This is a genomic window from Paenibacillus sp. J22P277 (genome assembly GCF_059383675.1).
Genome location: NZ_JBXENS010000005.1, coordinates 84,546 through 99,649 on the forward strand (window position 1 = coordinate 84,546; position 15,104 = coordinate 99,649).

Sequence of the window (15,104 nt, forward strand, 5' to 3'; positions counted from 1 at the left end):
GGGTCATAACCCCTTTCGTTGTTTTCTAAATTGTAGCGGACGCGCGGGGCGTGGTCGTTAGCGAAAAGTGCTGCGAGCGGAGCAATTTTTGCTATAATGGGTGCAGGTGAAGACAGATGGAGATGAAAGCAAGGACGGAATGGATCGAACTATGGCAGGGGAGCGAGGACTTCAAGAACGTTCCGCACGCGCACGATCAATGGATGCAGGTCACGCTGCCGGTCCAAGGCACCTGCCACTTTACGCAGGAAAACCGCGGCTACGCGCTGCAGCAAGGCAGCGGGCTGATACAGCCGCCGGGCACGAACCATCATTTTCATATCGGGGAGCGGACGTCGGTTATTATCCTCAAGGTCCGCGAGCGCGGAAGCGGCGGCATGGAAGCCGTTCGGCCGCGCTTCGAGGCCGGCGCCCGCCACGATATCCGGCAATGGTTCGACGCCGGGGACGTGCTCGGCCGTTTCCGCCATTGGATGCTTGCGCTGATGCAAGGTCAGGCCTTGGCGGATCCGCTTGCCGCGCAGGAAGTGGAGCACGACGTCCTGGCCTATATCGGCGGACTCGTCGGAGCGGGCTCGCGGGACGCGCCGCGGACGGCGCCGCCCAAGGGCTTGACCGATCCCCATCTCAAGCGGGCGCTGGCCTACATGCACGATTGCTACGAGCATCCGCTGAGCATCGACGAACTGGCGGGCATCGCGCTGCAAAGCCGCTATCATTTCATCCGTTCCTTCCGCGAAGCGACCGGCAAGACGCCGTACCAATATTTGCTGAAGCTGCGCATGGAAGAGGCGATGAACCGGCTGCGCCGCTCGGAGGCGACCGTCGCCCGGATCGGCGAGGAGCTCGGCTTCTCCAGCGCGAGCCAGTTCCACCGGGCGTTCCTGAAAACGACGGGCATGACGCCGCAGGCGTTCCGGCTGCAATGACGTTATCGGGCAAACGAACGACGAACAACCCGGGATCCTGGAGATCCCGGGTTGTTCGCGTACAAGCGCCGGCCGATTGCCTTCAGGCTGCTTGCCGTCCGGCGAAAGAATGCCGCGCTGGCGGAGAACATCGTAACAGGCTCCGAACGACGATCAGCTCCCGGGGGATCCCCCGGGAGCTGACGCGTACGGCAGCATGCGGATTCATTACGGATTGGCGGGCAGTCCGTTCGCTTGGCGCACGAGCGCGAAATACTGATCGGCCCGGACGGCGGCGAAATCCTTGTCCAGGGAGCCGTTCAGCGAGACGACGTCCGTCGGCGTCATGCTCCAGGCGAGCAGGCCGAGCGATACGAAGAGCGGGGACTTCCCGTCCCAGTTCGCCTTGGCTTCGTCCAGGATGCGCTTGCCGTCCTGCACGGTGCTGATGCCTTGGATCGTCGATACCGGCAGCTTGCCGCCTTCGATCGAGATGCCGTGGCGGTCTTCCCAGCTGAGAAACACGCCCGGCGCGTGATATTCGTTCGCGTAAGCGGCGACCTTGGCCGCGCTAAGCGGCACGTTCTGGCCGTCGACGCGGTTCAGCACGTACGGAATCGTCATGCCGGTTTTCTTCAGATACGAATAGGTTTGCTTCAGGTAAGGCGCGAAGCTGCTGTCCGGCCAAGCGTTCGGATAGAAGTAGCCGGCGCCGGAAGGACCGGCGATCAATTGGTCGTTCGGCGTCGCGGTGCTCAAGAAATGGTCGAGCATGACCGGGGCGCCGTCGTACAAGAGCGGGCTGGACGTCCAGTTGATCGGCACCTTGCCGCGGTTCGGATCATCCCATAGCACGCGCAGGCGGTGTTCGTTGTATTGGAAATTATCGCCTTCGCTGAAGGTGTAGGTGACGTAGATTTTATTTTCCAGCTTCGGCGCTTTGGCCGGAGCCGGGAGCTTCGCTTTCATGGACGTGCCCGAGAACACGGTCATGTTGCTGAACCAGTCGGCGGCCAGCACGTATACGCCGTGCTGCGAGGTGATCTCGACCGAGTTGAACTCGCCCTGGACGTCGTTGCTGAACCAGCCCAGGTACGGCGTGCCCGGCTTGACGTCCGAGAGGATGCGCTCGAACAGCGCGCGCTGCTCCGGCACGTTCGCGTCGAGCCAGAACACCATCGCTTTATTGGCGACCGCGTAATCCCGCAGGTAGCCGTAAGGCTCCTTCTGCTCGGAGGACGGCGGCTGCTCGTTGCCGGCGGAAACCTTGTATTGGTTCCACATGTCGACGGAAGCGGTCAACTGCTTCGTGCCGGCGGGCGCGGCGAATTTGTAGACGAAGTAACGGCCGTTGTCGGCGAACCGGTGACCGCCGCTGCCCGTGGACACCTGCGAGCTTTGGGCGTCGTACAGGAACGGTTTCTCCTCCGGCGTGCCCGCCACGAAATGGGCGATCTCCTGGCCGTCCGCCTTGACGGTCACTTCGTGAACGGCGGAGCCCCAGCCGTCCTGCGTGAAGGCGTCGTCGAACCGCAGGTAGACGGCGTCCTTGCCGAGGAACGGCGTCAGGTCCAGATCGTAGACCTTGCGGTTCTTGGCGTCGCGCTCCTGCGTCGTATCCGCGGCGAGCGTCTTGAAGGAAGCGGGGAAGCCGTCCGGGATGCGGATGGACGTATCCGGGCTCAGGCCGACCAGCATGCGGTGCGTCGTTTGCTTCCACAGATTCTCGTACTGCCAGGTATAGGCGTCGAGCCGATCCTTGAACTTGCCGCGCAGATCGTCCAGCACCTTCAGGTTATATGGCGCGGCGGCCAGCTTTTGCGCCAGCTCGGGGCTTGCCACGACGGCGTCCTTCAACCCCGCCAGCGTGGTGGCCACGTTGATGGAATCGGGCAGGGCCGGATCGTAGACGATCACGCCTTTGATTTCGTTTTTGAACGTCTTGACGATATCCCAGTAGTTGTCGCGGACCTTGTACGGGACGTCGAGGTCGTTCAGCCACGTGAATTTGCCTTCTTCTTTGCTTTCCAGCACGTACATGCGGGGCTCCTTGCGGTTGACGATTCCCTGCAGCGTGGTCAGCATGATCTTGTCGTCGCCCGGCGCGTCGTAGATATCCGCGACCTCGAGCGTTTTGACTTTGGCGAAGCTCGGCAGCGCCTGATTGGCCGGCCACGATATGGAACCGCCGCCGCCTTTGTCGGCAGATTGCGCGGCCGTCGTTTCCGCCGAAGCGCCTATCGTAAAGGATAACGTGCATGCCAGTGCGAGTCCTGCGGTCGCAAGCTTTCGAATCATGAAATGGAACACCTCGTCCTCGTATGATTTGATCAAGCCGTCGTTCGCGTTTCCGATTGCGCTTTCGTTTTGCGTTCAACCGCGTTAGCATTCGTGTTCGAATCGTTGCCCGGATTGCATGCGTCAACGCCTGCGAGGGTTGTTGCGTGGATTCACCTCCTGAAATTTGATCGGATACCTACCTATTTCGGCGTGACGATATATATTTAATATATTATATATAGTGTTACAATACTTTCGACAAAAGTTCTTACGATTTTCCTGCAAATCAGTCTCTCCCTTAGGCCGTAAGGCGCGGATTTGCGCGGAAGAAAGGGCATCTGGGAGCAAGGAATCATGCTTGCATAGCCGCTGGCAAAAATATATTATATATACTAAATCTAATACCGAAAATTGGTGATGTAGAATGAGCACGGCTGACCGGATACCGCTTTACCAGAAAATCCAGGATTACATTCGCGACTTGATCGAATCGGAAGGCCTGAAGGAAGGCGACCGCATTCCGACGGAGAAAGAGCTGATGGGCAAATTCAACGTCAGCAAGATCACGGTCGTAAACGCGCTTTCAGGGCTCGCGAACGAGAAGTTCATTACCCGCGTCCCGGGGCGTGGCAGCTTCGTCAGCGGCAGGGGGAAGGACATCCCTGCTGAATCGCACGCGGGCTCGGCGGGAACCGGGCTCGCGGTCGCCGAATTCGGCGAAACGGGAAGGCGGACCGGCGTGATCGGTCTCGTCATGCCTTCCATCTACGATTTCTTCGCGATCCGGCTCGTCGAGGGGATCCGCAGAACGCTGGAGGAGCGGGGCTGCCGCTGCATCATCCTGTTGTCCGGCGGCGAGCTGCAGAAAGAAATCGAGGCGATCACGACGTTCAAGGATATCGGGGTCGAGGGCATGCTGATCTTCCCGGTCGACGAAGAACGCTATAACGAAGAGATCCTCGCCATGAAGTTTTCGGGATTCCCGTTCGTGCTGATCGACCGGTTCCTGCCCGGCGTCGAGACGAGCTACATCGCCGCGGACGGCAGGATGGGCGCGGAAATCGCGGTCGATCACCTGTGGGAGCTGGGGCATCGGGAGATTGCCATCTGCTCCGATTCGCCCCTGCAGACCGTCACGGTGCAGGAACGGATCGAAGGCTACATGAACGCGCTCAAGAACAAGGGGGCGCTGATCAACCCCGCGCACATGATCACGGATTTTCGCATGGACGGCGAGGAACGGCCGGAGAGTCACCCGTTGTACCGCTATATCCGCAACCGGATGGCGACGGCGTATATCACGCTGAACGGGAGGCTCGGCGTGGAAATCTATCAGATGGCGCGCCAGGCCGGCCTTAGCGTGCCGGGCGATCTGTCCATCGTCAGCTTCGACGATCCGACGTCCATGGTGGAGGATTTCAGCATCTTCACGCACGTGAAGCAGTTCGAGCACGACATGGGCTGCCGCGCGGCGGAAATGCTGCTCCAGATCATCCAGCGCGGGCACGGCAAGGACGGCAAATACATGAAGACGCTCATCGAGCCCGAGCTCGTCGTGCGCCAGACGTCCGGACCTCCGCATACGGCATAACGCCGCCGCGATATGGCAACCGGCTTCCCGTTCAACGGGAAGCCGGTTTTTTGCGTTAAAGGAAGGCCGCGTCTTCCGCGATTGGGGATCGATCGCTTGAGATGTAAAAATTTTCATCCTAAAGATTATTAAAAACATATTGAATATATATAATATTTAATATATATTATTGGTGAGATGAAGGAAGGATATGGATGCTGCAGCTCGGCTGGCATCGGAGTAGCCATTCTTTAACTTTCCGAAAGGGGAAATACGACATGACTTCATCGCTATTATGGAAACGCATTTGGCGGCACAAATTGTTTTATTTGTTCATGCTGCCCGGTATCGTCTGGTTTTTTCTTTTCTCCTACGTGCCGCTTTACGGCATTCAAGTCGCGTTCCGGGATTTTCAATTTTCCGGCGGCTTCAGCGGCAGCCCTTGGGCGGGCCTGAAGTATTTCCACCAATTCTTCGACTACTACCAATCGAACAGGCTGATTCGCAATACCATCCTCATCAGCGCCTTGAAGCTGCTCATCGGGTTCATGATGCCGATTATTCTGGCCGTCCTGCTCAACGAGGTCCGGAACGTCAAATTCAAGAAAACTGTGCAAACGCTTTCGTACCTGCCGTACTTCGTCTCCTGGGTCGTTGTCGTGACACTGATGCAGCGGCTGCTCGCCCAATACGGTGGCCCGGTCAACAATATGCTGGAGTCGATCGGCATGGTGAAAGACCCGATCCAATTCCTGAACAACACGAGCTGGTTCTACCAAATGATTCTGGGATCGGATATCTGGAAGAACATCGGATGGAACTCCATCATTTATATCGCCGCCATCGCCGGCATCGACCAGCAGCAGTACGAAGCCGCGAAGATCGACGGCGCCGGCCGGTTCAAGCAGATCTGGCATGTCACGCTCCCCGGCATCCGCAATATCGCCGTTATCCTGTTCATCCTCGCGACGGGCAGCCTGATGAGCGCGGGCTACGAGCAGCTGCTCCTGCTCAGCGGACCGGCGACGGCCTCGATCGACAGCGTGCTCGACGTACATGTCATCAACGCGGGCCTCAATGAAGGCAGGCTGAGCTACGCGGCCGCGGTAGGCTTGTTCCAAAGCGTCATCGCGCTCGTCTTGATTTTGACGGTCAACCGCGTTGCCCGGAAAGTCAGCGACGTATCGCTTTTCTAACCGCCAAGCAGGAAGTTTGGCCTTGATTAACAGGAAGGAGCGAACCAGCATGAAGAAGCGGCGTTTCTCGCCATTCGATATTTTGAATTACTTGATTCTGGCCATACTCGGGTTTTCGATGATTTACCCGTTCATTTACATCCTGGTGTACTCGTTTAACGACGGGAAGGATTCCATGTTAGGCGCGCTTTATTTCTACCCCCGCAAATTCACGTTCGATAACTACGCGCAGGTGTTCGATAATCCTAAAATTTGGCAGGCTTACAAGATCACGCTCTTTCGGACGCTGCTCGGCACGTTTCTCTCGGTATTCCTCAGCACGCTGATGGCTTACGCGCTTTCGAAGAAATCGTTGCCCGGCCGAACGTTCTTCACCTTCTATATTTTTCTGCCGACCATCTTCAGCGCCGGCTTCATTCCGTACTTCATTACGCTGCAGAAGCTTCATCTCATTAATACGTTTTGGGTTTTCGTCATTCCGGCTTTGTTCAGCTTCCTGCATATCGTCATCATCCGGACGTTTCTCCAAGGCATACCGGAGGAGCTCGAGGAGTCGGCGCGAATCGACGGCTACGGCGATTTTCAGATCTTCGCCCGCATCATCCTTCCGTTATCGGGTCCGGTGCTCGCCACGATTTCGCTTTTCGTCGGGGTCGCGCATTGGAATGACTGGTTTACCGGGGCGTACTACGTCTCGGACAAGAATCTCATTCCCGTCCAGACGCTGCTGCAGCAGATGCTGACGGAAGCGGAAGCGCTGTCGAATTCGATGCAGCAGGCATCCCAGAACGGCGGGCAGACGATCAACGCCAACGTGGCGGGTTCGACGCCGGAGTCGCTGCGCATGGCTTTGCTCGTCATCGCCGTCTTCCCGATCCTGTGCGTCTATCCGTTCCTGCAGCGCTTCTTCGTCAAAGGCACCATGATCGGCTCGGTCAAAGGCTGAGCGTCACGTTCACGTTCGGATAAACGTTTCGCGAGAAACTTTATCATAGACCATTATTCGAATATTGGAGGGGTTCGTATGTGGAATAAGAGGGGAACTCTGGTGTCATCGGCACTGGCCGTGACGCTGCTCGGCGGGCTGTTGGCCGGCTGCAGCAACAACGGAAACGGCGGCAATGGCGGAGATACCGGCAATACCGGCAACACCGGCAATGCGGAAGCGAACGGGGACAACGCCGCAAGCAGCAACAAACCCGTCACGGTCAAAATCCTGCACAACTGGAACGGTTCGTCCGCCGGCGACGTCGACATGACGCCGATCGCGGAAGCCATCAAAGAGAAAACCGGCGTAACGGTGCAGTTCGATTACACGAAAGGCAGCGAGGTCGAGAAGGTCAACACGATCTTCGCCACGCAGGACCTGCCCGACATCTACACCGGACCGGCATGGGGCGGCGAGCTGGACGGCATCGTGAAAGCGGCGAAGGAAGACCAATTGGTCGACCTGGCCCCGTACCTCGATAAATACCCGAACCTCGCCAAGGAAGTCGCCAAGGAGAACGTGCCGCCGGCCCTCTACGACAAAGCGATCGGCGCCTTCGGCGACAAAAAATATTTGCTCTACCAGAACCAGCCGGCAAGCGACAAGGACGCGCTCGATTGGCTGTACGGCTTCTACGTCCGCAAGGACATCGCGGCTAAAATCGGCGTCGACCCGCAGTCGGTCAAGACGAAGGACGACCTGTACAACTTCCTGAAGAAAATCAAGGACGCGGGACTGCAGGAGAACGGACTCCCGGTCATCCCGCTCGGCGGTTTCCATGCCGGCTGGGCCGTCACGATCGGCAGCTCGATGTTTTACGGCGCCGAATACGTCGACAAGGGCGACGGCACGCTGGAGCAGGCGTTCATGTCGAAGCAGTACGAGGATTACACGCTCTACTACCGCAAGCTGATTTCCGAAGGGCTGCTCGATCAAGAAGCGTTCACGCAGACCGATCCGATCGCCAACGAGAAAATCAAACAGGGCCGCATCGCCGTGCTGGCCGCGCACTATCCGGCCATTCTGGACGCGTCCAAGGATTACGTGAAAGCGCATCCGGGCAGCGACTACGTGCCCGTCGGCCCGCTGGAGCGCGCAGGAGCGGAAGCAGACCGCCCGGCCGATCTCGCCATCCAAGGAAATAACGTGACGATCATTACGAAGAAGAACAAAAACGTGGATGCCTCTCTGAAACTGCTCGACTTCCTGGCTTCCGACGAAGGCTTCAAGCTCGTCCATTACGGCATCGAAGGCGTCCACTACGATATGGTCGACGGCAAACCGGTCGCGAAGAAAGACATGTTCGACAAGTTCATCGCCGACACGACGGGCAAAGCGAAGAAGAACGAAGGCTTCGGCATCGGCTTCGAATCGATGTCCGGGTTGGACCGCACCGTGACGCTCGGCGGCGATATCTGGGCCGACCAAGACCGCATCGCGGCCATGGACAACGCGCGCAAGGTTCTCCGTCCGAACGGCATCAAGGTCATCTCGGCCTATGCGCCGGGCGACGTGCTGGCGAAATCGCCGCAATACGAATCGCTCAAGCCGTCCATGGATCAAATTACCGCCGTCTGGCAGCAGGCCATCTTCACCAAGTCCGATGCCGCGGCGCTCAAGGTCATCAACGAGCTGCGCGAGCAAATGAACAAAACCGGCTATCCGGACGCGATCAAGTACGTCAACGAGAACCTCAAAGGCAAGGAAGTCGTCAAGCTGCAAATGGCGAACTAACGCAATTTCATCCATCCCTATCAACCGCGCCGGCGCAAGCCGGCCGGCTTTTTTTAAGGAGGCGGCAGACATGAGCCGAAAACCGAAAACGAGCCCCGAATGGACCGGGTTTCAGGAATCCCGTCCGTACGGGCCGAATTACGATCTGCGCACGGATTTCGTCATGGTGTACGGGATCGGCAACGATTTGCCCGCGCGCATCGAAGGCTGGAAGAACGCCGGTTATACGATCCATCTGATGACGGGCGTATCCTGGGGCGAATACCAGGATTACTTGTACAGCCGGTTCGACGGCCGCGATCATTGGGACGAAGCGCAGACGATGCAGGACGGCAAGCATATGCTGCACGGCAAGGACGTTCCGTACATGGTGCCGACGATCTCGTTCGCGGAGTATCTGGCGACGTACATCAAGAAGGCGATCGATTACGGCGTCGAAGCGATCCATATGGAGGAGCCGGAATTTTGGGCGCAGACGGGCTACGAAGAAGCGTTCAAGCGCGAATGGCTCAATTATTACGGGGAGGACTGGATTCCGCCGCATGCTTCCCCCGACGCGCAATACCGGGCGTCGAAGCTGAAGGCCGCCATGTATTACCGGGCGCTGGACCGGATCTGCAGCCAGATGAAGGAATACGCGCTCGTGACTCACGGACGGACGGTCCGGTTCTACGTGCCGACGCACAGCTTGATCAATTATACGCAGTGGCGGATCGTCAGCCCGGAAGCGCTGCTCGTCTCGATGCCCGCGTGCGACGGCTTCATCGCGCAGATCTGGACGGGGACGGCGCGGACGCCGAACGTGTACAAGGGGGTTCGCCGCGAGCGGACCTTCGAGACGGCGTATCTCGAATACGGGATCATGCAGGAATTGACCCGCGGCACCGGGCGGGAGATGTGGTTCCTGCACGATCCGATCGAGGATAATCCGCGTTATACGTGGAGCGACTACCGGTTCAACTACCGGCAGACCGTCGTCGCGTCTCTGCTTCATCCCGGCGTGAGTCAATATGAAGTGTGCCCATGGCCGCGCCGCGTGTTCGAAGGGAAATACCCGACCGAGGACGGCGCGGGCAAGGAAGGCATTCCCGGCGAGTATGCCACTGTGCTGCTGACGGTCATGAGCGTGCTGCGGGACATGCATCGTCACGAGGAGGAGGCGGGAGGCGAGCTCTACACGCGGGGCATCGGCCTGTGCCTGGCCAATTCGGCGATGTATCAGCGCGGGGACGTGATCGGCGAGGACGACAGCCGCGAAGCGTTCAAGTACGACGGCACCGATTCGGCGGACAAACTGACGGCGGAGCAGCGCGACCTGCTGGATTGGTCGGCTTTCTACGGCTTGGCGCTGCCGCTCGTGAAGAAAGGCGTTCCGCTGCGTCCGATTCAGCTGGACAACATCCTGACGTTCCCGGGTTACCTGGAAGGCTACCGCGTCCTGCTGCTCAGCTACGAATTCATGAAGCCGGAGCATCCCGGCATCCATCAGGCGCTCGGGCAATGGGTGCGGGAGGGCGGCGTGCTGATCTACGCCGGCGACGGCTCCGACCCGTTCCACGGGGTGCGGGAATGGTGGAACCGCGGCGCCGGAAGCCGGACGTACGAACGGCCCGAAGAGCATTTGTTCGAGGCGATGGGCCTCGGACGCAACCCGGAGGAAGGCGAGCATGCGGTGGGCGACGGAGCGGTTATCTATCTGAAGGTAAACCCGGCGGCGCTGTCGCAGTCGGGAAAGGGCGCGGAGCTGGTCACGGGCAGCGTGCGCCGCGCGCTCGGCATTCGCGGCGAAGCGCGCGAGTACGTCGAGAGCGGCAATTTGCGGATTCAACGCGGTCCGTACGTCATCGCGCAGGCGCTCGACGAGACGGATTCGGCGGAAGGCTTCGCGATCCATGGCCGCTTCATCGATCTGTTCGAGGACGACCTGCCGATACGCGAACGCGTGGAGCTGCGGCCGGGAGAGAACTGCCTGCTCTATGACCTGGACTACGAACCGGCGGTCGGAGCGGCGAATGCCGCGGCCGAGGGAAGCGCAAGCCGGAGCGCCGGGGAACCGGCGATCTTGATCAGCTCGTCGCGCATCCGCGACGAGCGGCACGAGGCGGGACGGTTTACGTTCGTATCGGAATCGCCGGCGAACATGACCGTCAGCACGCGCATCCGGCTTGCCGATGCGCCGAAGCGGGTGACGGCGGACGGGAAAGAGGCCGAGTATCGGCATGATCGGGCTTCGGGGACGCTGCTCGTCCGTCATCAGGGCCAACCGGCCGGCGCGGCGCTCGCGATCGTCTATTGAGTCGGCCGGCCGGACCGCAAGCATTCGTCGGCGCGCGGGGATTCGGCGGTTGCCGAGAGGCCGTTGCCGCGTGGCGGTGACCGTTCGCGAAGGATCGCAACGCTAGGGCAGCTTCCGAGCCGTGAGGGCCTCGGGGGCTGCCCTTTTTTCGTCGACAGGCCGGCCGAGTCCATCGGCCGGCCTTTTCCCGCTGCCGCTTGGCGGCGCGTCCCGCCGCAAACGCAGTGGAATTGTGCACCTTTTCAGTGCCACAGTGCACCTGTTTTATGAAAGCGTTTGCTATACTGTTCGTATCCAACCGGCAACGCTCCGGCAAGCGAGAAGGAGGAAGCAAAATTGGCCCAATCAATTCCCGGACCGGGCGCATCCCGGCGGCCGGCCGCGGCGATCGCGGCTCCGGCGAAACGCAGCCTGTGGCAGCGGATCGCGGAGCACCGCATCCTGTATCTGATGTTCTTGCCCGTCATCGCGTATTACGTTATTTTCCGGTACTGGCCGATCGTCCTGGCATGGATCGTGGCCTTCAAGGACCTGCAGCTGGGCTCGGGCGTGTTCAGCAGCGAATGGGTCGGCTTCGCGAATTTCCGCGTGCTGTTCCAGGACCCGGAGATCGTCAACGTCCTGCGCAATACGGTCGAGATCAGCGTGCTCCGCATCGTGGTCGGCTTCTTTCCGCCGATCGTCCTGGCGATCATGTTCCACGATCTCGCGTCGAGGCGACTGAAGAAATGGCTGCAAAGCGCCGTGTACATCCCGCATTTCTTCTCGTGGGTCATCGTCTACGGCATCGTGTTCGCATTCTTCTCCACGGGCACCGGTTTCGTCAATAACGTCCTGGAATGGCTCGGCTACGCCAGGTTCGAATTTTTCCTCTCGGAATCGTGGTTCCGCCCGCTCCTGCTCGGCTCGGCGCTGTGGAAGGAAATCGGCTGGAGCACGATCATCTACCTCGCGGCGCTGACGACCGTGGACCCGCAGCTGTACGAGGCGGCGACGATGGACGGCGCGGGACCGATCAGAAGAATCGCGGCGATCACGCTGCCGAGCATCCTGCCGGTCATCACGTTCGTGCTCTGCATCAACCTCGGCAGCATCCTGTTCGCGGGCGGCGAGCAGATCCTGCTCTTCTACAACAAGGCGGTGCTGGATTCCGCCGACGTCATCGAGACGTGGGTGTACCGCGAAGGGCTCAGCCGGCTGCAGTTCAGCATCGGGACGGCCGTGGGCGTCTTCCAGTCCATCATCGGCATGATTTTCATCCTGGGCAGCAATTTCCTTGCCAAAAAATTCACCGGCCGCGGCATCTGGTAAGAAGGAGGGCCACTATGATCTACAAATCGCGAAGCGAAATCATCTATCAGACGATCATCCACGTCATCGTCATTCTCGTGGCGCTCACCGCCGTCTTCCCGCTGGTCTACGTGCTCGGCATGTCGTTTACGACCAAGGCGGAAATGATCCAGCGCAATTATTTCGTCATCATCCCGCAGGAGCCGACGCTGGAAGCGTACAAGCGGATCATGGCTTCCTCCGTCGTCTGGCATTCGTTCCTGATCTCCGTCTTCCGCAGCACGGTCGGGCCCTTGCTCGCCCTCATGCTGACGACGGTAGGCGCATTCGTCCTGGCGCAGCGGACGCTGCCGGGCAGAAAGCTGTTCCTGCTGTTCGTGCTCGCGACGATCCTGCTGAACGGCGGCATGATCCCGACGTACCTGGTCATCAAGCAGCTCGGCCTCATCAACTCGCTGTGGTCGATGGTGCTGCCGCTAATGGTCGACAGCTTCGGGCTGCTGGTCATCAAGATCTTCATCGAGAATCTCCCGGACGGACTGGTCGAATCCGCCAAGATCGACGGCGCGGGGGAGTGGAGCACCTTGACGCGGATCGTCGTGCCGCTCGCCGCGCCGGCGCTCGCCGCCATCGGGCTGTTCAATCTCGTGGCCCACTGGAACAGCTGGTTCGACGCGCTGCTGTACCTGAACGACAAGTCGCTTTATCCGCTGCAGATGGTGCTCAAGAACATGCTGACCGTCGACTCCATCAGCGGCGACAACATGAACGGGATGCTGAAATCGACGCAGGCCGTCAGCACCGAGACGATCAAGATGGCGACGGTCGTGATCGGGCTCGTTCCGATCCTGTGCGTCTACCCGTTCCTGCAGAAGCATTTCGTCAAGGGCATGTATTTGGGCGCCGTGAAAGGCTGATGCGGCATCAATCAGGTGTCAAGAAGCCGTCCGGAGGCGCTTCTTTACATAAATCGTTGCATTTCAGAAAGGGGATAGAGACGCATGAGGAAGAAAATGGCTTTTGCCGCGATGGCGGTCATGCTGGCTTCCGTGACGGCGATGAGCGCCTGCTCCGACAACTCGGCCAATAACGCCAATGGCAACGCCGGCAGCGGAGGCGGCAATGCGGCGGCAGCCGGCAATGGAAACGATAACGGCGGAGGAAATGCCGCGAACGCCGGAAACGCCGGAAACGCCGGAAACGGAACGGCGGAGGCGCCGGTGAAGGAGCTGAATTTCCCGGATGCTTTTCCGCAGGTTCCGAAGGCCGTCGACAAGTCCGGCTATGCCTACGACGACATGAGCAAGTCCTACGATCTGGACGTTATGCTGGCCGGTTCGTTCAACCAGCCGGTGCCCGAAGACAAGGTCAAGGAATACCTGGAGCAGAAATTCAACGTGAAGCTCAAATTCACCAGCATGAACGGGGACGATCTGAAAAATTCCGTCAGCGTGCGCTACGCGTCCGGAGACGAGCCGGACATGGTCATGATGCCGGACAAGAACGTCGCCCTGTCGCTCTACAACGCGGGCCAGCTGCTCGACGGCAAGGAAGTGCTGCCTTACATGCCGCAGGCGATGGAATACGTGACGAAGGATTTCGCGAAATGGGCGACCACGAAGGACGATCAGCTGATCGGCGTGCCGCGCTACGGCGTGTTCCCGGACAATTGGGCGTATTTCATCCGGCAGGATTGGCTGAAGGAATTCGGCATGAGCGTGCCGACGACCGAGGATGAGCTGTTCGCTTACGCGAAAGCGGTCGTCGAACAGGATCCGAACAAGAACGGCAAGGCCGACACCTGGCTGATGGGGGCCGCCGGCGCGGGCAACGCGTGGTCGATGATGGACGCGCTGAAGACGATGTACGGCCATCCGAGCTGGAACGTCCAGGACGGCAAGCTCAACCACCCGATGCTCGACGGCACGACGGAAAATTTCCTCAAATTCGTCAAGAAGCTCTATGACAACAAGCTGCTCGCGCCGGATTGGTACACGATCGGCTGGGAGCCGTTCAAGGCGTACACGCTGAACGATCAGATCGGGCTCGTCTGGTATCCCGGCTGGAACATCGTGCAGGAGCAGTACGACGCCAAGAAGAAGGACGCGGCGGCGGCGGCGCTGTGGGAACCGCTCGATCCGCTGAAGTCGAACGACGGCAAGGGCGGCATGTACGGACCGGGCGGCAGTCCGGGCGGGATGTTCATCTTCTCCAAGAAGCTGAAGGACGACCCGGGCAAAATGATGCGGCTCGCCCATATGCTCGATACGATGATCTATCCGAACGAGAACTACTGGGCGGTGTCCCAGGGCGGCGGACCGGAGATCTTCCCGGACGATTCCACGGTGAAGCTGAACGACGACGGCACGAACGTGTTCTTCATCAAGGATTCGCATATCCAGAAGGCGAAGCCGGAATACCAGTCGCTCGCGGACTGGCAGTTCTTCGGGTACACCTTGATCTGGCAGGTCTACGACGACGAGCCTGTCGGCGTGACGGGCAGCAAGTTCAACCAGCAGATCATCGCCATGCCGCGTTACAAAAACTTCGATATGAACCTGACGCTGGACGGTCCGACGAGCCAGAAGCTGTCGGATTTCCAGAACAAGAACGAGATTTCGTTCGTGCTCGGCAAACGTTCCTTTGACGATTGGGACGCGTATGTGGAAGAATGGAAGAAAGCGGGCGGACAGAAGCTCATCGACGCCGCCGCGGCCCAGCTAGGCGCGGCCAAACCATAAGAATTCCAGCTCGTCCCGGTATACTCATGAATGCGCTTCCATGCGTTCATGGGTATACTTGTCTATTCGCGGGACATTGCCGCCGAGGAAGGGTGCATCCG

General features: G+C 59.5%; 10 protein-coding genes. 9 read left to right on the forward strand and 1 reads right to left on the reverse strand.

Features of this window, described 5'->3' with window-relative positions:
- Positions 1-116 precede the first annotated feature (116 nt).
- Positions 117-929 (forward strand): helix-turn-helix domain-containing protein, encoded by an 813-nt coding sequence (locus AC50YL_RS17590; RefSeq protein ID WP_494833516.1) that lies wholly within the window; start codon positions 117-119, stop codon positions 927-929.
- A 207-nt stretch (positions 930-1,136) separates the two neighbouring features.
- Here the strand turns inward: AC50YL_RS17590 and AC50YL_RS17595 are convergent, their stop codons facing one another.
- Positions 1,137-3,206 carry a GxGYxYP domain-containing protein gene (locus tag AC50YL_RS17595; protein WP_494833517.1) on the reverse strand — a complete coding sequence of 690 codons (2,070 nt, stop codon included), beginning with the start codon at positions 3,204-3,206 and terminating at the stop codon, positions 1,137-1,139.
- Positions 3,207-3,612: 406 nt separating this feature from the next.
- Between AC50YL_RS17595 and AC50YL_RS17600 the strand changes: the two genes are divergently transcribed.
- From AC50YL_RS17600 to AC50YL_RS17635, 8 genes are all read left to right on the forward strand, one after another.
- Positions 3,613-4,779 carry a GntR family transcriptional regulator gene (locus tag AC50YL_RS17600; RefSeq protein ID WP_494833519.1) on the forward strand — a complete coding sequence of 389 codons (1,167 nt, stop codon included), beginning with the start codon at positions 3,613-3,615 and terminating at the stop codon, positions 4,777-4,779.
- Between the two features lie 257 nt (positions 4,780-5,036).
- Positions 5,037-5,954 carry an ABC transporter permease gene (locus AC50YL_RS17605; protein ID WP_494833520.1) on the forward strand — a complete coding sequence of 306 codons (918 nt, stop codon included), beginning with the start codon at positions 5,037-5,039 and terminating at the stop codon, positions 5,952-5,954.
- Between the two features lie 49 nt (positions 5,955-6,003).
- Positions 6,004-6,900, forward strand: a complete 897-nt coding sequence (locus AC50YL_RS17610) for a carbohydrate ABC transporter permease (RefSeq protein ID WP_494833522.1) — start codon at positions 6,004-6,006, stop codon at positions 6,898-6,900.
- Positions 6,901-7,002: 102 nt separating this feature from the next.
- Entirely contained in the window at positions 7,003-8,676 is a 1,674-nt protein-coding gene (locus AC50YL_RS17615; RefSeq protein ID WP_494833524.1) for a type 2 periplasmic-binding domain-containing protein, read from the forward strand.
- A gap of 70 nt (positions 8,677-8,746) precedes the next feature.
- A complete protein-coding gene (locus tag AC50YL_RS17620; RefSeq protein ID WP_494833526.1) occupies positions 8,747-10,972 on the forward strand; it encodes a hypothetical protein in 2,226 nt (741 codons plus the stop codon).
- 336 nt (positions 10,973-11,308) lie between these two features.
- Positions 11,309-12,283, forward strand: coding sequence for an ABC transporter permease (locus tag AC50YL_RS17625; RefSeq protein WP_494833528.1), 975 nt, complete (start codon positions 11,309-11,311; stop codon positions 12,281-12,283).
- A gap of 14 nt (positions 12,284-12,297) precedes the next feature.
- Positions 12,298-13,179, forward strand: coding sequence for a carbohydrate ABC transporter permease (locus AC50YL_RS17630; protein ID WP_494833529.1), 882 nt, complete (start codon positions 12,298-12,300; stop codon positions 13,177-13,179).
- Between the two features lie 84 nt (positions 13,180-13,263).
- Positions 13,264-15,003, forward strand: a complete 1,740-nt coding sequence (locus tag AC50YL_RS17635; protein ID WP_494833530.1) for a type 2 periplasmic-binding domain-containing protein — start codon at positions 13,264-13,266, stop codon at positions 15,001-15,003.
- The last annotated feature ends 101 nt before the right edge of the window (positions 15,004-15,104 follow it).